The 16,201-nt window shown below is 66.4% G+C and carries 16 protein-coding genes; 5 read left to right on the forward strand and 11 right to left on the reverse strand.

Translation table 11 applies throughout. The annotated features are described in order from the left end of the window. Positions 1 to 20: 20 nt before the first annotated feature. The gene (locus ACQ86A_RS06065; RefSeq protein ID WP_431279686.1) at positions 21 to 995 is read right to left on the reverse strand and encodes a sugar-binding transcriptional regulator; all 975 of its coding nucleotides are present in this window, start codon (positions 993 to 995) and stop codon (positions 21 to 23) included. A gap of 122 nt (positions 996 to 1,117) precedes the next feature. Here ACQ86A_RS06065 and ACQ86A_RS06070 point away from each other — a divergent pair, with 122 nt between their 5' ends. The 3 genes from ACQ86A_RS06070 to glpK all read left to right on the forward strand — a co-directional run bounded on the left by ACQ86A_RS06070 (position 1,118) and on the right by glpK (position 5,372). After that, positions 1,118 to 2,866: a glycerol-3-phosphate dehydrogenase/oxidase gene (locus ACQ86A_RS06070; protein WP_431279687.1), complete on the forward strand. Its 1,749-nt coding sequence runs from the start codon at positions 1,118 to 1,120 to the stop codon at positions 2,864 to 2,866. Positions 2,867 to 3,046: 180 nt separating this feature from the next. Further along, the gene (locus ACQ86A_RS06075) at positions 3,047 to 3,775 is read left to right on the forward strand and encodes an MIP/aquaporin family protein (RefSeq protein WP_431280385.1); all 729 of its coding nucleotides are present in this window, start codon (positions 3,047 to 3,049) and stop codon (positions 3,773 to 3,775) included. A 76-nt stretch (positions 3,776 to 3,851) separates the two neighbouring features. Next, positions 3,852 to 5,372 carry a glycerol kinase GlpK gene (gene glpK / locus ACQ86A_RS06080; RefSeq protein WP_431279688.1) on the forward strand — a complete coding sequence of 507 codons (1,521 nt, stop codon included), beginning with the start codon at positions 3,852 to 3,854 and terminating at the stop codon, positions 5,370 to 5,372. Positions 5,373 to 5,448: 76 nt separating this feature from the next. On the opposite strand, the gene ACQ86A_RS06085 is transcribed toward glpK, so the two are convergent. From ACQ86A_RS06085 to sdhC, 9 genes are read right to left on the reverse strand one after another with little or no spacing between them, the layout of a single operon-like run. Then, the gene (locus tag ACQ86A_RS06085; protein WP_431279689.1) at positions 5,449 to 6,183 is read right to left on the reverse strand and encodes an HAD family hydrolase; all 735 of its coding nucleotides are present in this window, start codon (positions 6,181 to 6,183) and stop codon (positions 5,449 to 5,451) included. Continuing rightward, entirely contained in the window at positions 6,180 to 6,815 is a 636-nt protein-coding gene (locus ACQ86A_RS06090; protein ID WP_431279690.1) for a GNAT family N-acetyltransferase, read from the reverse strand. The genes ACQ86A_RS06085 and ACQ86A_RS06090 overlap by 4 nt, the downstream gene beginning before the upstream one ends. A gap of 10 nt (positions 6,816 to 6,825) precedes the next feature. Continuing rightward, positions 6,826 to 7,836, reverse strand: a complete 1,011-nt coding sequence (trpS, locus tag ACQ86A_RS06095) for a tryptophan--tRNA ligase (protein ID WP_431279691.1) — start codon at positions 7,834 to 7,836, stop codon at positions 6,826 to 6,828. A gap of 30 nt (positions 7,837 to 7,866) precedes the next feature. Then, positions 7,867 to 8,703, reverse strand: a complete 837-nt coding sequence (locus ACQ86A_RS06100; RefSeq protein WP_431279692.1) for an exodeoxyribonuclease III — start codon at positions 8,701 to 8,703, stop codon at positions 7,867 to 7,869. Positions 8,704 to 8,713: 10 nt separating this feature from the next. Then, complete coding sequence (locus ACQ86A_RS06105) at positions 8,714 to 9,910, reverse strand: YihY/virulence factor BrkB family protein (RefSeq protein WP_431279693.1); 1,197 nt, start codon at positions 9,908 to 9,910, stop codon at positions 8,714 to 8,716. A gap of 41 nt (positions 9,911 to 9,951) precedes the next feature. Continuing rightward, positions 9,952 to 10,713, reverse strand: coding sequence for a succinate dehydrogenase iron-sulfur subunit (locus ACQ86A_RS06110; protein WP_431279694.1), 762 nt, complete (start codon positions 10,711 to 10,713; stop codon positions 9,952 to 9,954). Then, on the reverse strand, positions 10,713 to 12,515 hold the full coding sequence (gene sdhA, locus ACQ86A_RS06115) for a succinate dehydrogenase flavoprotein subunit (RefSeq protein ID WP_431279695.1): 1,803 nt from the start codon (positions 12,513 to 12,515) through the stop codon (positions 10,713 to 10,715). The genes ACQ86A_RS06110 and sdhA overlap by 1 nt, the downstream gene beginning before the upstream one ends. 34 nt (positions 12,516 to 12,549) lie before the next feature. Continuing rightward, positions 12,550 to 12,996 carry a succinate dehydrogenase hydrophobic membrane anchor subunit gene (locus ACQ86A_RS06120; RefSeq protein WP_431279696.1) on the reverse strand — a complete coding sequence of 149 codons (447 nt, stop codon included), beginning with the start codon at positions 12,994 to 12,996 and terminating at the stop codon, positions 12,550 to 12,552. Between the two features lie 2 nt (positions 12,997 to 12,998). After that, entirely contained in the window at positions 12,999 to 13,337 is a 339-nt protein-coding gene (sdhC, locus tag ACQ86A_RS06125) for a succinate dehydrogenase, cytochrome b556 subunit (RefSeq protein ID WP_431280386.1), read from the reverse strand. Positions 13,338 to 13,587: 250 nt separating this feature from the next. Here sdhC and ACQ86A_RS06130 point away from each other — a divergent pair, with 250 nt between their 5' ends. Next, entirely contained in the window at positions 13,588 to 13,812 is a 225-nt protein-coding gene (locus tag ACQ86A_RS06130) for a hypothetical protein (protein ID WP_431279697.1), read from the forward strand. 10 nt (positions 13,813 to 13,822) lie between these two features. Here ACQ86A_RS06130 and ACQ86A_RS06135 read toward each other — a convergent pair whose 3' ends face one another. After that, positions 13,823 to 14,947 (reverse strand): mannose-1-phosphate guanylyltransferase, encoded by a 1,125-nt coding sequence (locus tag ACQ86A_RS06135; protein WP_431279698.1) that lies wholly within the window; start codon positions 14,945 to 14,947, stop codon positions 13,823 to 13,825. 75 nt (positions 14,948 to 15,022) lie between these two features. Between ACQ86A_RS06135 and ACQ86A_RS06140 the strand changes: the two genes are divergently transcribed. Then, positions 15,023 to 16,177 carry a glycosyltransferase family 4 protein gene (locus tag ACQ86A_RS06140; protein ID WP_431279699.1) on the forward strand — a complete coding sequence of 385 codons (1,155 nt, stop codon included), beginning with the start codon at positions 15,023 to 15,025 and terminating at the stop codon, positions 16,175 to 16,177. Positions 16,178 to 16,201 lie beyond the last annotated feature (24 nt).

A 16,201-nucleotide genomic window follows, 5' to 3' on the forward strand; every position in this document is an offset into this window, starting at 1 on the left:
CACCGGCCGCGGCGAAGTGGTCAGGCCAGCGTGACGAGTGCCCGTGCCGTTCCCTCATCCACGATCAGGTCCGTGATCAGTTCCGCCGCCAGGGCGCCACGCAGACTGTGGACCTTCGACGGTCCCGACACCACGCACACGCGCCGCGGCACCCGCTTGATCAGGTCGATATCGGGACCGCTCGCGCGCTCGTTCAGCGGAATGCCGTGGTGGCTGCCGTCCTCGCGGAAGAAGACCGTAGCAACATCCCCGACGACACCGGATGCGTCGAGCGAGGCGTAATCGCGCGGCTCGAGGTAGCCACCCGCGTACACGTGCGAACGCACCTCGGAGAACGGAGAACCGAGACCGAAGATCGCCGCATCCATCCTCTCCTGGATGTCGAGGATGCGTCGGGTGCTGCGCTCGCGCCACATCGCGATCTTGGTCTGAGGGTCGTCGAACAGCGCAGGTACAGGAAACTCCTGAATCGTGCCAGAGAATGTGTCTCCGAACCGGCGCAGGATCTCGCTCGCGTAGAGCACACCGGTCGTGTACGTGTTGCCGGCGCCGTTGAGCTGAACGAACTCCACGTTGTGAAGATCCTTCGGGATGAGGTGCCGGCTCAGGGCGCTCATAGTGGAGCCCCAGGCGAGGCCGACCGTCATATTCGAGTCGATGAAGCGGTCGAGAATTCGTGCAGCGGAGATGGCGACGCGCTCCAGACGGTCGACGTCGCTGATGGCGCTCGGCATCGGCACGATGTGGGCGGCGATGCCGTACCGCTCGTGGATCTCCTGCTGGATGCGCGTCGCACCTTCGTGCGGCTGAGCGATCTGGATGGTGACCAGCCCCGAGGCCCGCGCGTAGCTGAGCAGCCGGGACACGCTCGATCGCGAGGTGTGCATCTCGTGAGCGATGGCCTCCATCGTGAGGTCCTGCATGTAATAGAGGTGTCCGGCCTTCAGGGCGTCGCGCGTCTTCTCGGGGAGGTTCTCGGTCTCGGGCTGGACCATGGCAAACCTTTCTCATCGCTGCGCGGGATGCACGTATGTGCACCGAGCTTGAACATTGTGTCCACGCATCGAAAACTATAGCTGCACCAGTAACAACCGCCACAGATGTACAGGAGAGTCCCGTGACGACGCAGTCGAACACATCCGGTTCCCGCAGCGAGGTCGAGCGGCTTCGCGAACGCCCCAATGCTCAGGTCCTGGTCGTCGGCGGCGGCATCAACGGCATCGGCACCTTCCGCGATCTCGCGCTGCAGGGCGTGGACGTCGTGCTCGTCGAGCGCAACGACTTCGTCTCCGGCGCGTCCGCCGCGTCGAGCCACATGATCCACGGTGGGGTGCGCTACCTCGAGAACGGCGAGTTCCGGCTCGTCAAGGAGTCGGTCACCGAGCGCAACGGGCTGCTGAAGATCGCGCCGCACTACGTGAAGCCGCTTCAGACGACGATCCCGATCTTCTCGACCTTCTCGGGCATCCTGGCGGCGCCGCTGCGCTTCCTCACGCACAAGCAGGGCAAGCCGAAGGAGCGCGGCGCGTTCCTCATCAAGACCGGCCTGACCATTTACGACGCGTTCTCGCGCGACGGCGGCACGGTTCCGCGCCACCAGTTCCACGGGCGCAAGAAGTCGCTGCAGACGCAGCCCGAGCTCAACCCGGGCATCAAGTACACGGCCACCTACTTCGACGCGTCGGTGCACGATCCTGAGCGGCTCGCGCTCGATGTGCTCGCCGATGGTCTCGCCGCAGGGCCGCACGCCCGCGCCGTGAACTACGTCGAGGCGATCGGCGTGCGCGACGGGGGAGTGCTCGTGCGCGACCGCGAGACCGGCGTCGAGTTCTCGATCGTCGCGGATGTGGTGGTCAACGCATCCGGACCGTGGACCGACCTCACCAACCAGGCTCTCGGCGAGCCCACCGAGTACATGGGCGGCACCAAGGGCTCGCACATCGTGCTCGACAACCCGGAGCTGCTCGCGGCATGCCAGGGGCGTGAGATGTTCTTCGAGAACAACGACGGACGTATCGTGCTGATCTACCCGCTCAAGGGGAAGGTCATGGTAGGCACCACCGACCTCGAGGCCGACATGTCGGAGCGCGCCGTCTGCACCGATGAGGAGATCGACTACTTCATCGAGCTGGTCTCGCACGTTTTCCCACAGATCCCGGTCACCCGGTCGCAGATCGTGTACACGTTCTCGGGCGTTCGCCCCCTCCCGCACCACGACGACACTCAGCCCGGATTCGTCTCCCGCGACTACCGGATCGTCCCCGGCACCATCCCGGGGCTCGGAACCACCCAGGTGCTGTCGCTCGTCGGCGGGAAGTGGACGACCTTCCGCGCCCTGAGCGAGCACCTCGCGAACGAGACGCTGCAGGCGCTCGACCTGGAGCGCACCGTCTCCACGGCTGGTCTCGCCATCGGCGGAGGGGCCGGATTCCCAGCGACCCCGACCGCCGAACGCGACTGGATCGCGCGCTACGGGGCCGACGTCGGAACAGAGCGCGCGAGCCAGTTACTGCACCGCTACGGCACCAAGGCGACCTATGTGATCGACGCGATCGCCGGATACGACGGCGATGACGTGCCTCTCACCGCCGCCCCCGAGTTCTCGCGCGCCGAGATCGAGTATCTGGTGCGAACGGAGCATGTCGTGCACCTTTTGGACGTCTTCCTGCGCCGGACGAGCCTCGCGTTCACCGGTTCGATCTCGGGCTCGCTCGTGCGCGAGATCGGGGAAATCGCGGCTGCAGCGCTCGGATGGTCGCCAAATCGACGTACGGAGGAGGAAGATGCTGTCATAGCGGACCTCGCCGACGCCCACCGGGTGCACCTCGAGTCGGAGGACGGGAGCGAAGCCGCGGCGCTCCGATAATGCACAGACGTGCATAGCACGGTCCTTGTCCCGGTGGACCGGACGCGAATAGCGTTCAATTGCCCACCCTGACAAGTACCACCGGTAATCGCACAACAGGGTGCGGATCAACTGAACAACTGGAAGGTCAACGTGGACAATATCGGTGTAGATTTCCTGTCGGAGTTGGTGGGCACGGCAATGCTCGTCCTCCTCGGTACCGGCGTCGTAGCGAACGTCGCACTCATCAAGAACAAGGGCTTCAACGGCGGGTTCTTGATGGTGAACATCGGCTGGGGCCTCGCGGTCTTCTCCGGTGTGACGGTCGCCTACAACTCTGGTGCGCACCTGAACCCAGCAGTGACGCTCGGTCTGGTCGCCAACGGCGCAAAGACATTCGGTAGCGCGGCGACGCACACACTGGTGGCGGTGAACCCGGGAACGATTCTGTTGTACATCCTGGCGCAGATGCTCGGCGCGATCATCGGCGCCGTCTTCACGTGGCTGGCATACAAGCAGCACTTCGACGAGGAGCCGGAGCCCGCCAACAAGCTCGGCGTGTTCTCGACCGGCCCGGCCATCCGCAGCTACGCCTGGAACCTGGTGACGGAGATCATCGGTACCTTCGTGCTGGTGTTCGTCGTCATCGCGTTCGGCAAGCAGCCCGGTGTCTCTGGCCTCGCGGCCCTGGGCGCATTGCCCGTCGCCCTGCTGGTTATCGTCATCGGTACCTCGCTCGGTGGTCCTACGGGGTACGCCATCAACCCAGCCCGTGACCTCGGTCCTCGTATCGCCCACGCGATCCTGCCGATCAAGGGCAAAGGCTCGAGCGACTGGTCGTACTCCTGGGTTCCGGTCGTCGGCCCGATCATCGGTGGTCTGCTGGCCGGCTGGTTGGCGCTCGTACTGCTACCCGTCATAACCAAGTAGTCCTCAGTATCAGCGCGCCGGCCCCGATCGGCGAGGCCGGCGCGCCACGCCCCACCCCCAAACAAAGGAGTTACCTATGGCCGACTATGTTGTCGCCATCGACCAGGGCACGACCAGTACCCGGGCGATCATCTTCGACAAGTCCGGATCGATCGTCTCGTCCGGCCAGTTGGAGCACGAGCAGATCTTCCCGAAGGCGGGGTGGGTCGAGCACAACCCCGTCGAGATCTGGAACAACACCCGCGAGGTGATCGGCCAGGCTCTCTCCAAGGCCGACCTGACGCGCCACGACATCGCCGCGGTGGGCATCACCAACCAGCGCGAAACCGCTGTGGTGTGGGACAAGAACACCGGCGAGCCGGTCTACAACGCCATCGTCTGGCAGGACACCCGCACGCAGCCGATCGTCGACCGCCTGGCGGCTGACGGAGGCGTCGAGCGCTTCAAGCAGATCGTGGGCCTTCCGCTCGCGACCTACTTCTCGGGCACGAAGATCGTCTGGATCCTCGAGAACGTCGAAGGGGCGCGTGAGCGCGCCGAGGCGGGCGACCTGCTCTTCGGTACGACGGACAGCTGGGTGCTGTGGAACCTGACCGGTGGCCCGGACGGCGGCGTTCACGCCACCGACGTGACCAACGCATCCCGAACCCTGTTCATGGACCTCGAGACGCTCAGCTGGCGCGACGACATCCTCGAGGTGTTCGGCGTTCCGAAGTCGATGCTCCCGGAGATCAAGAGCTCGTCCGAGGTCTACGGCCAGGTCGAGGCGTCCAGCCTGCTGCGCGAGGTGCCCGTCGCGGGCATCCTGGGCGACCAGCAGGCGGCCACCTTCGGCCAGGCGGCGTTCGACACCGGCGAGTCGAAGAACACCTACGGCACGGGCAACTTCCTCATCTTCAACACGGGTGAGGAGATCGTCCACTCGAAGAACGGTCTGCTGACGACGCTCGGCTACAAGCTCGGCGACGCCAAGCCGCACTACGCGCTCGAGGGCTCGATCGCCGTGACCGGTTCCCTCGTGCAGTGGCTCCGTGACAACCTGGGCCTCATCTCGAGCGCCCCGGAGATCGAGGAACTCGCCAAGACGGTCGACGACAACGGCGGTGCGTACTTCGTGCCGGCGTTCTCGGGACTCTTCGCGCCGTACTGGCGGCCGGATGCGCGCGGCGCGCTCGTCGGCCTCACCCGGTACGTGAACAAGGGCCACATCGCCCGCGCAGTGCTGGAGGCGACAGCGTTCCAGACCCGCGAGGTGCTGGAAGCCGTCAACGCCGACTCCGGCGTCGACCTGACCGAGCTGAAGGTGGACGGCGGCATGATCGCCAACAACACTCTCATGCAGTTCCAGGCCGACATCCTCGGTGTCCCCGTTGTGCGTCCGGTCGTCGCCGAGACGACCGCGTTGGGTGCCGCTTACGCGGCGGGCCTGGCGACGGGCTTCTGGGAGAACCTGGACGACCTGCGCAAGAACTGGCAGGAGGACAGCCGCTGGACCCCGCAGATGGACGAGGGTGAGCGCGACCGCCAGATCCGCCTCTGGAAGAAGGCCGTCACGCGCACGTTCGACTGGGTCGACGACGACGTCCGCAACGCCTGACCTGCACCACCGTTGAAGCGCCGCCCGGCCTCGCCGGGCGGCGCTTCCGCGTTTCCCCGGGTGCCGGCGTCGCGCTTCAGCGGGTGAGCAGCGCGGGCAGCTCGGCGAGGGATGCGATTTCGAGCACGTGTGCGGCACGCGCCTCCGCGGCCTCGTCCTCGGCGGCCACGACGCCGGTGCGGTTCAGCCACACGCCCGTGAGGCCCGCATTCGCCGCCCCGATCGCATCCGTGCGCAGGCGGTCGCCGACGTATGCGCCCTCCGCGGGTTCGACGCCGAAGACCTCGCACGCGTGCAGGAAGATCGCGCGGTCGGGCTTCACGATTCCCAGTTCGCCGGATGTGATGACGTGCTCCACGCGCTCGTCGAGCGCGACGGTCGTGATCTTGCGGGTCTGAAAGGCGAGGTCGCCGTTCGTGATGAGACCGAAGCGTACGCCGGGGATGCGCTCGGCCAGCTCATCGAGGCAGGGCAACGCATCCTCGTGCAACGCCCAACTCTCGACGTACCGCTCGAAGTAGGTCGCGAACCAAGCGCTGGCGGCTTCGTCGTCGAGCGCGACGCCGTGACGGGCGGCGAAGTCGCGGGCGCGTGCCTGCCGTTGGCCTTCGTAGTCGAGCGTGCCGGCGAGGTACGAGTGGTAGTGCCGTTCCTCCAACTCGTGCCAGAAGTCGACCGTGGATGCTGTCGGCAGCGACCCGTAAGGCTCACCGAGAGCGGCGACATGCGCCTCGATCCCGCGCGCCACCGCAGCGCGGTGTGCGAACAGGGTGTCGTCGAGGTCGAACAGGACGACACGCGGAGCAGTCATGGGCGAGGGGACTCCACCTGTACGTAAGTCTCGTCGGGCCAGTCGCTCACCGGATCGCGCGGGTCGTCGCGCAGCAGGGCGGCTTGCCAGTCATCGAGGCGGCGTCCGCGCTGGATGCCGCCGAGACGTCGAGTGCCCTCGTAGCGGAAACCCGCTCGGCGGGCGACGGATGCGCTGGCTGCGTTGCCGACGAAGGCACGCCAGACGAGACGGTCGAGCGCCAGTCCAGAACGACCCTCTGCGCCGCGCTGGGCGAACCCGTAGTCGACGGCCAGCGAGACGGCCTCGCTCATCAGCCCCTGTCGACGGGCCTCGGGCGCCAGCCAGAAGCCGATCTCCGCGTCACCGTCGCTGATCCCGTCGATGCCGATCATTCCGACGAGCGGACCGCCGGATTCGCGGCGGATCGCCCAGGTGCAGTGGGTGCCGTGCGCCCAGCCCCGCGTGACCATGCCGAGCACGAAGTTCTCGGCATCGCCGCGCGAATACGGCACTGGGACTGTTGTCCACGCTGCGACGGCAGGATCTCGGCACAGCTCCGCGATGCGATCGATGTCAGCTTCGCCGGGGATCGAGAGCACCACACGGGAGCCCGTCAGCACGACGGGCTCCCGCGGCGGCACTGGCGTCATTGCTCTGCGCTCATCGAGCCGGACGCAGCAGCCCGACGCGGTCGTAGACCTTGGCGAGCGTCGCCTCGGCGATCTCGTTGGCGCGGTCGGCATTGCGGGCCAGGATACGGTCGAGCTCGGCCGGGTCGGCCAGCAGTTCGAGGGCACGATCGCGCACGGGCGCGAACGTCTCAACCACGACCTCTGCGAGGCCCTTCTTGAAGTCGCCGTAGCCTTTGCCGTCGTACTCGAGTTCAATGGCCTCGATCGGGCGCCCGCTGAGCGACGAATAGATCGTGAGCAGGTTCGAGATGCCGGGCTTGCCCTCGCGATCGAACGAGACCAGCCCGTCGGTGTCGGTGACGGCGCGCATGATCTTCTTCGCGCTCTTCGACGGTTCCTCGAGCATCTGGATGAGTCCGGCGGGCGACTCGGCCGACTTGGACATCTTCGAGGTCGGGTTCTGCAGGTCGTAGATGCGGGCGCTGTCCTTGAGGATCATCGCCTGTGGAACCACGAAGGTGTCGCCGAACCGGCTGTTGAATCGCATCGCGAGATCGCGGGTGAGCTCGACGTGCTGGCGCTGGTCGTCACCGACCGGCACGACCTCGGCGTCGTAGAGCAGGATGTCGGCCGCCATGAGAACCGGGTAGCCGAACAGGCCGACCGAGGCCGCATCCGTGCCCTGCTTCGCCGACTTGTCCTTGAACTGCGTCATGCGCGACGCCTCGCCGAACCCTGTGATGGTGGTCAGGATCCACTGCAGCTGAGCGTGCGCCGGAACGTGCGACTGCACGTAGAGTGTCGACGCCGACGGGTCGATGCCGGCGGCGATGTACTGCGCGGCGGTGCGTCGGGTCTTCTCGCGGAGCTCGGCGGGGTCTTGCGGAACGGTGATGGCGTGCAGGTCGACCACGGAGAAGAAGGCGTCGTGGTTGGACTGCAGTTCTTTCCACTGGAGCAGCGCGCCGATGTAGTTGCCGAGGTGCAGCGAGTCGGCGGATGGTTGCATGCCCGAATACAGGCGGGGGAGTGCGGTCATGGGATTACCTCGAGACGAGAGTCGGATGGGTTAGATGGCGTAGTCGACGACCACAGGAGTGTGATCGGACCATCGCTCGTCGTAGGCCGCAGCGCGGTCCACCGCGTATGACGTGGCCGTTGCCGCGAGGGCGGGAGTGGCGAGCTGGTAGTCGATGCGCCAGCCGGAGTCGTTGTCGAACGCCTGGCCGCGCCAGGACCACCAGGTGTACGGACCGTCGACGTCGCCGTGGAACTTGCGTCCCATGTCGACCCAGCCGAGGCCGGCTCCGGCGTTGTAGTCCGCATCGCCTTCGGCTCCGACGAAACGGTCGAAGTACTCGCGCTCCTTCGGCAGGAAGCCTGCTCGCTTGACGTTGCCCTTCCAGTTCTTGATGTCGAGGGTGCGGTGCCCGACGTTGAGGTCGCCCATCACGACGGCGTACTCGCTGTGCGCCTGAAGCTGCGGGAGGCGTGCCTCCATCGCATCCAGGAACTTGTACTTCTCGACCTGCTTGGGGGTGTCTGCCTCGCCGGAGTGCACGTAGGTGCTCACGACGGTGATGATCTTGCCGCCCACCTCGTAGTCGGCCTCCAGCCAGCGGCCGGCGCTGTCGAAGTCGTCTGATCCCAGCTCGACGCGGTGAATGGATGCGCGGTGCCGGCTCGCGATCGCCACGCCCGCCCGGCCCTTCGCCGTCGCCGGGTCGTGCAGGATGTCCCACTCCTCGCCGAGCAGCTCCTGGATGTCTTCGGTCGACGCCCGAACCTCTTGGATCGCGAGGATGTCGACGTCACGCGTCTCGAGCCAGCCGCCCATGCCCTTGCGGAAGGCGGCGCGGATGCCGTTGGTGTTGATCGTGGCGATTCGCAGGGGCTTCGAGGGCATGGAATCAAGCCTAGCGGGGACTCCCGACGGTTCCCTCGTCGAGGATGTCGTTGAGCCGGTTCTGCGCTTTCTCGACCTCGCGCTGGGCGGCGAAGCGGGTGAGCCAGCGGGATTTCGCGAGGTCTGCCTGCGCATCCTTCAACTCGGCTCGGGCCACGATGACTCGCGCGTCGTGCTCGGCCGCTGCCTTCTCAGCCGCGATCTGCTCGGGCGTCACCAGCCGCGGCGACAGTCCGCGGTCGAACATCCCAACGGCGATCCAGGATGCGCTGAGCAGGATCACGCGTGCAACCAGGTTGAACCAGAGCAGCAGCCCGATGAACACCGTGAAGGTGGCCAGCAACGGGTTTCTGGTAGCGCCGCCGAGCAGAACGCCGCCGAGCGCGCTGAGGCCTGCGAGAGCGGAGGCGCCGAGAAGCGAGCCGAAGAACAGGTTGCGCCACGGGATGGCGACGCGCGAGAGCACCCGGAACATCGAACCCAGCGTGAAGATGTTGAGGATCACCGAGACGAAGAGGCCCGAGACTCGCGCGACGAATGCCGTCCAGAACGAGTCGGCCAGGCCCATCAGCCCGAGGAGGAAGGTGAGCGCTTCGGTGCTTGCTATCGTCAGGAGCGCTGAGACGATAAGTACGATTCCGAACGCCAGAGCGAGTCCCAGGTCGCGGATCTTCTGCAGCACGTAGTTCGTGGTGTCGCGCTGCAGGCCGAACACTGCGCGCACCGCCTGACGGGTGTAGTAGAGCCAGCCGATCGCCGTCCAGAGCAGACCGATGGCCGCGACGATACCGGCCCAGCCGAAGCCCGACGCATCTTGGAGTTCTGCCGAGTTGATGGCCCCGGGTTGCTCCGGCGTGGAAATGAGGCCGGGGACGGCGCGATTGATGATGGAGACGAGCGCTTCGTACAGCTCGGGATTCGAGCTCAGCCAGATACCCAGCACCGAGAAGCCGAGCCAGATCGCCGCGAAGATCGCGAAGATCGACTGGTACCCCATCCCGCCGGCCCGCAGATTGCCGTCACTGTGCGAGTAGTTGATGTAGACGCGGTACGGCCGGAGCTCTTTGATCCACTTGACCCAGCCGGTCACCTTGGCAACCGGCTTCTCGAACCGCTCCCGCAACGGTTCGAGGGTCCCTGCGGCGCGCTGAACAGACGGATCGGGATGCGTGCGCTGCACGTCCTTCTTCGTCTTCTTGGCGGCCACGGCCTCAGCCTAGCGACCGCGGAACCGCCTGCCGATAAGGGTTATCGGCTGCCGCGCATGATCGCCTGCTTGACCTCGGCGATGGCCTGGGTCACCTGGATGCCGCGGGGGCAGGCGTCGGTGCAGTTGAAGGTGGTGCGGCAGCGCCACACGCCTTCCTTGTCGTTCAGGATGTCGAGACGCACCTGCGAGTTGTCGTCACGCGAGTCGAAGATGAAGCGGTGTGCGTTGACGATCGCTGCCGGGCCGAAGTACTGGCCGTCCGTCCAGAACACCGGGCACGACGAGGTGCACGCGGCGCACAGGATGCACTTGGTCGTGTCGTCGAAGCGAGCGCGGTCCTCGGGGGACTGGATGCGCTCCTTGTCCTTCGGCGGCGTCGAGTTCGCGACGAGGAAGGGCTGCACCTCGCGGAAGGACTCGAAGAACGGGTCCATGTCGACGATGAGGTCCTTCTCGAGCGGCAGGCCCTTGATCGCCTCGACGTAGATCGGCTTCGAGATGTCGAGGTCCTTGATCAGCGTCTTGCAGGCGAGGCGGTTGCGGCCGTTGATGCGCATGGCGTCGGAGCCGCAGACGCCGTGGGCGCACGAGCGGCGGAAGGTGAGCGAACCGTCCTGCTCCCACTTGATCTTGTGGAGGGCATCCAGGATGCGGTCGGTCGGGAACATCTCGACGTCGAAGTCCTGCCAGCGCGGCTCGGTGTCGGTGTCCGGGTCGAACCGGCGGATGATCAGGGTGACCGTGAACGACTGGATCGGCGCTTCGGGGGCCGGAGGAGTCTCGAGAACGGCTGTCGACATCAGTACTTCCTCTCCATCGGCTCGTAGCGGGTCACGACGACCGGCTTCCAGTCGAGACGAATGTGGTCGGCCGCGTCGGACGAGTGCGGGTCGCCAGACAGGTAGGCCATGGTGTGCTTCATGTAGTTCTCGTCGTCGCGCTTCGGGAAGTCGTCGCGCATGTGACCGCCGCGGCTCTCCTGACGGTTGCGGGCCGAGAAGACGACGACCTCGGCGAGGTCGAGCAGGAAGCCGAGTTCCACGGCTTCGAGCAGGTCGGTGTTGAACCGCTTGCCCTTGTCCTGCACGACGATGTTCTTGTAGCGCTCGCGGAGGCTGTGGATGGTCTCGGTCACCTTGGCGAGGGATTCGTCGGTACGGAACACCTGAGCGTTCTTGTCCATCTCATCCTGCAGCTCCTTGCGGATGGCCGCGATGCGCTCGGTGCCGGTGCCCCCGCGGAGCCCCTCGAGCAGGCCGCGCACGTAAGCGGCCGGGTCTTCGGGCAGCGGAACGGCGGTGGCGGTCTTGACGTACTCGACCGCGTTCCGACCGGAGCGCTTTCCGAACACGTTGATGTCGAGCAGCGAGTTGGTGCCGAGACGGTTGGAGCCGTGAACGGAGACGCAGGCGCACTCGCCTGCGGCGTAGAGGCCGGGGACGACCGTGGTGTTGTCGCGCAGCACCTCGGCGTTGTTGTTGGTGGGGATGCCGCCCATCGCGTAGTGCGCGGTCGGCATCACGGGCACCGGCTCGACGACCGGGTCGACGCCCAGGTACGTGCGGGCGAACTCGGTGATGTCGGGGAGCTTTGTCTCCAGCACCTCGGCGCCCAGGTGAGTGCAGTCGAGCAGCACGTAGTCCTTGTGCGGACCGGCACCGCGGCCCTCCGCGACCTCCTGCACCATGCAGCGCGCGACGATGTCGCGGGGTGCCAGGTCTTTGATGGTGGGGGCGTAGCGCTCCATGAAGCGTTCACCGCTCGCGTTGCGAAGGATCGCGCCCTCGCCTCGGGCGCCCTCGGTGAGCAGGATGCCCAGCCCGGCCAGTCCGGTCGGGTGGAACTGGAAGAACTCCATGTCCTCCAGCGGGAGCTTCTTGCGCCAGATGATGCCGACGCCGTCACCGGTGAGGGTGTGGGCGTTCGAGGTCGTCTTGTAGATCTTTCCGAAACCGCCCGTGGCGAAGATGATCGCCTTCGAGTGGAACACGTGCAGCTCACCGGTGGCGAGTTCGAACGCGACGACACCGGCGGGCTGGTCGACCCCGTCCACCTCGTTCATGATCACGTCGAGCACGTAGTACTCGTTGAAGAAGTTGATGCCGAGCTTGACGCAGTTCTGGAATAGCGTCTGCAGGATCATGTGGCCGGTGCGGTCGGCCGCATAGCAGGCACGGCGAACCGGGGCCTTGCCGTGGTCGCGGGTGTGTCCGCCGAAGCGCCGCTGGTCGATCTTGCCCTCGGGCGTGCGGTTGAACGGCAGGCCCATGTTCTCGAGGTCGATGACCGCGTCGATCGCCTCTTTGGCGAGGATCTCGGCGGCATCCTGATCGACGAGGTAGTCGCCGCCCTTGACCGTGTCGAACGTGTGCCACTCCCAGCTGTCCTCTTCGACGTTGGCCAGCGCGGCGGCCATGCCGCCCTGTGCGGCGCCGGTGTGGGAACGCGTCGGGTACAGCTTGGAGATCACCGCGGTCTTGGCGTGCGGACCCGCTTCGATCGCCGCTCGCATCCCCGCGCCGCCGGCGCCGACGATGACGATGTCGAACTCGTGGTAGTGGACGCCGTCGATGACGGTGGATTCAGACGTTTCAGTTGTCACAGCGTTTTCCGTAGTCGTTGGCTACTTGAGGGAGTTAGTTGACCGGGCAGAACGACGGCAGAAGATCGGCCGGTGCGCCTGCGGGGCAGGGTTCGAAGGTGAAGATCACGAGCGTGCCCAGAACGACGAGCACGACGACGGCAGCGGCGATGGCCCACTTCAGGATGCGGTTGACCGTCTTGTTGTGTGCGTAGTCGTTGACGAGGGTGCGCATCCCGTTACCGCCGTGGATCAGTGCGAGCCACAGCATCAGCAGGTCCCAGACCTGCCAGAACGGCGTGGCGTACTTGCCGCCGATGAACGCGAAGTCGATCTGCTTGACGCCCTCGCCCATGACCAGGTTGACGAAGAGGTGGCCGAAGATGAGGACGATCAGGATGATTCCCGAGATCCGCATGTAGATCCAGCCCCACTTCTCCCAGTTCACGCCCTTGCGGCGCGCGGGACGGGCGGGGCTGCGGGGAGCTTCGATGGTCGTCATGACTAGTTGGCCTCCCCGAAGATGTGGATGAGCTGAACCGGCACGAAGCCGGCCATCAACACGACCCAGAGCACGATGACGATGTAGAACATCGCCTTCTGGTACTTGACGCCCTTGCTCCAGAAGTCGATCGCGATGATCCGGAGCCCGTTGAAGGCGTGGAAGATGATGGCGCCGACGAGAGCGATCTCGCCGAGACCCATGATCGGGTTCTTGTATGTGCCGATCACCGCGTTGTACGCCTCCGGGCTGACCCGGATGAGCGAGGTGTCGAGAATGTGCACGAGAAGGAAGAAGAAGATGGCGACGCCTGTGATGCGGTGCAGCACCCAGGACCACATTCCCTCTCGGCCCCGGTACAGTGTTCCGCCCGGCCGGTTCTTGGTCGGTTGCAGGGTTCCTGCCGCTTGGTCTGGCACGAACAACCCTCCCTGGTTGTGATCGCAAAGAACGCGCGAGAGCGCAGTGCAAGTGTATGCCGCCCACGCTGGAGCCGCTGGTTAGGGATGCCTAACTATCTCGACGTCAAGAGATATTGAGGGGTCGCAGGGGAGGCTTGCGCGGCCCCGTGAGGGGCGTACCGTCCGTCGCATGACCCAAGACGAACCGATCATGGACGGAAGCACGGAGGCCGGCGAAGACGCCAGAGTGCAGGGGATCGTCGACCAGTTGACGGCCGACATGCAGCTGCGTCCGCAGGAGGACAGCGAGAAGCTGCTGCGGCAGCGGCTTCAGGATGCGGGCATCCAGCTCGGCGACGACGAGATCCACCGCATCGCTGCGAGCGTGCAGCAGGGCCCCTCCCAGGTGGACTGACGCTCCCGCATCAGAGGACGTCGGTGGAGCCGGTGAGCTTCAGGGCGTCGACGACGGCCTTCACCCGCTGGGCGTTCTCGCTCGTGGTGACGAGCAGCGCGTCCGGGGTGTCGACGACGACGATGTCCTTCACGCCGATCAGGCTGATCACGCGCCCGGACTGGCTGATCACGATGCCGCTCGACGCATCCGAGAGCACCCGGGCGTTCTCGCCCAAGATGGCCAGGTCCGACTTTCGGCCGCCCGAATTGAGCTTGGCGAGGGATGCGAAGTCGCCGACGTCGTCCCAGTCGAAGTACCCGGGGATCACCGCGAGATTCCCTTCGGCCGCTGCCGGCTCGGCCACGGCGTAGTCGATGGCGATCTTCTTGAGCCCGGGCCAGATGCGGTCGACCGCTGGTCCCCGAGTGGCGGGGTCGTCCCAGCCATCCGCCAGTTCGAGCAGGCCGGCGAGCAGTTCGGGCTCCGACCGTCCGATCTCTTCGAGCAGTCGGTCGGCGCGAGCGATGAACATCCCCGCGTTCCACAGGTACGAGCCGCTCGCGACGTAGCCCTCGGCTGTCGCGAGGTCGGGCTTCTCGACGAATTTCGTGACCGACAACGCGCTCGGGGCGCCCTCGATGATCATCTCGGCGCCGGTGTGGATGTACCCGAAGCCGACGGCCGGCTCGGTCGGCCGGATGCCGATGGTGGTGATGTAGCCCGCATCGGCCGAGGCGACGGCCTCGCGCACCGCGGTGGCGAAGAGCCGCTGGTTCTTGATCACGTGGTCGGCGGCGAATGATCCGATGATGACGCCGGGTTCGCGCTTCTCCAGGATGGCCGCGGCCAGCCCGATGGCTGCTGTCGAGTCGCGCGGCTCCGACTCGAGCACGACGTTCGGGTCCGCGAGCGCCGGAAGCTGGGCCTCGACGGCCGCTCGGTGTGCGCGCCCCGTGACGACCATGATCCGCTGCTCGCCGGAGAGCGGGGCGAGCCTGTCCCAAGTGTCGCGCAGCAGCGTCTGTCCCGACCCCGTGAGGTCGTGCAGGAACTTCGGCGCGTCGGCGCGCGACAGCGGCCACAGCCGGGAGCCGATGCCGCCGGCGGGGATGACGCTGTAGAAGCGATCGATCGGGTTGTGTGCACGAGCCATGCCGAAAGGATACAGAGCGGTGCCGGACACCCACTGTTCACGGGTCGGCCACTCGGCCGCCGTAGCGTGCGAAGCATGCGGATCGCCGTCGTCAGCGAGAGCTTCCTCCCCACGGTCAATGGGGTCACCACGAGTGTCTGCCGGGTGCTCGATCACCTGGCCGACGAAGGTCACGAGGCCATTGTGATCTGTCCCGACGCGGGAGCGCCGGCCGAGTACCGCGGCTTCCGCGTGCACCAGGTGCCGTCGTTCGCGTACCGGCAGTTCCCGGTGGGGCTGCCGAGCCCGCAGGTGCAGCGCATCCTGAGTTCGTTCGGCGCCGATGTGCTGCACGCGGCCTCTCCGTTCCTGCTCGGCGCGCAGGGGATCGCCGCGGCGAATCGACTGGGCATCCCGTCGGTCGCGATCTACCAGACCGACGTCGCGGGATTCGCCCGCCGCAACGGTCTCGGGATGACCTCGGCAATTGCCTGGAAGTACGTGCGGTGGGTCCACGATGGAGCCGACCTCACGCTCGTGCCGTCGTCGGCGTCGGAGTACGACCTCCGTACGGCGGGCGTGCAGCGGCTCGCGCGCTGGGGCCGCGGCGTCGATCTCGAGCGCTACCACCCCAATAACCGCCGCACCCGCGCGGCAAGCGACCTGCGCGAACAGCTCTCGCCCGACGGCGAGCTGGTCGTCGGCTATGTCGGCAGGGTCGCTCCCGAGAAGCAGGTCGAACGCCTGGCGGCGCTCCGCGGGATGAGGGACGTGCACATCGCCATCGTCGGCGACGGTCCCGCTCGCTCGACGGTCGCCTCGGCGATGCGCGGGATGCCCGTGACCTGGCTCGGACGCCTCGGCGGCGCCGACCTCGCGGCCGCATATGCCGCGTTCGACATCTTCGCCCACACGGGGTCGGAGGAGACATTCGGCCAGACGATCCAGGAGGCCCACGCATCCGGTCTCCCCGTTGTCGCTCCGCGGGCGGGGGGCCCGATCGACCTCGTCGAGCACGGTGTCGACGGCCTCCTCTTCCCCTCGGGCGACGACAGTGCGCTGAGGGCGGGCGTCGGGATGCTCGTCTCCGACCCCGGACTCCGGCTCAGGATGGGGGAGGCGGGCCGTCGTGCCGTCCTCGGCCGCTCGTGGTCGGTCATCTGCGAGGAGCTGGTGCACCACTACGAACAGGTCATCGTGACGCGGGCGGACGCGATCCAGCGCATCGGCAGGGAGCGCGCGTACAGTTAGGTGGCTCTTCAGAAGGGCCGACCA

Origin of the sequence: Leifsonia poae (assembly GCF_050632195.1) — a bacterium.
In the GTDB taxonomy this organism is placed as follows: domain Bacteria; phylum Actinomycetota; class Actinomycetes; order Actinomycetales; family Microbacteriaceae; genus Leifsonia; species Leifsonia poae_C.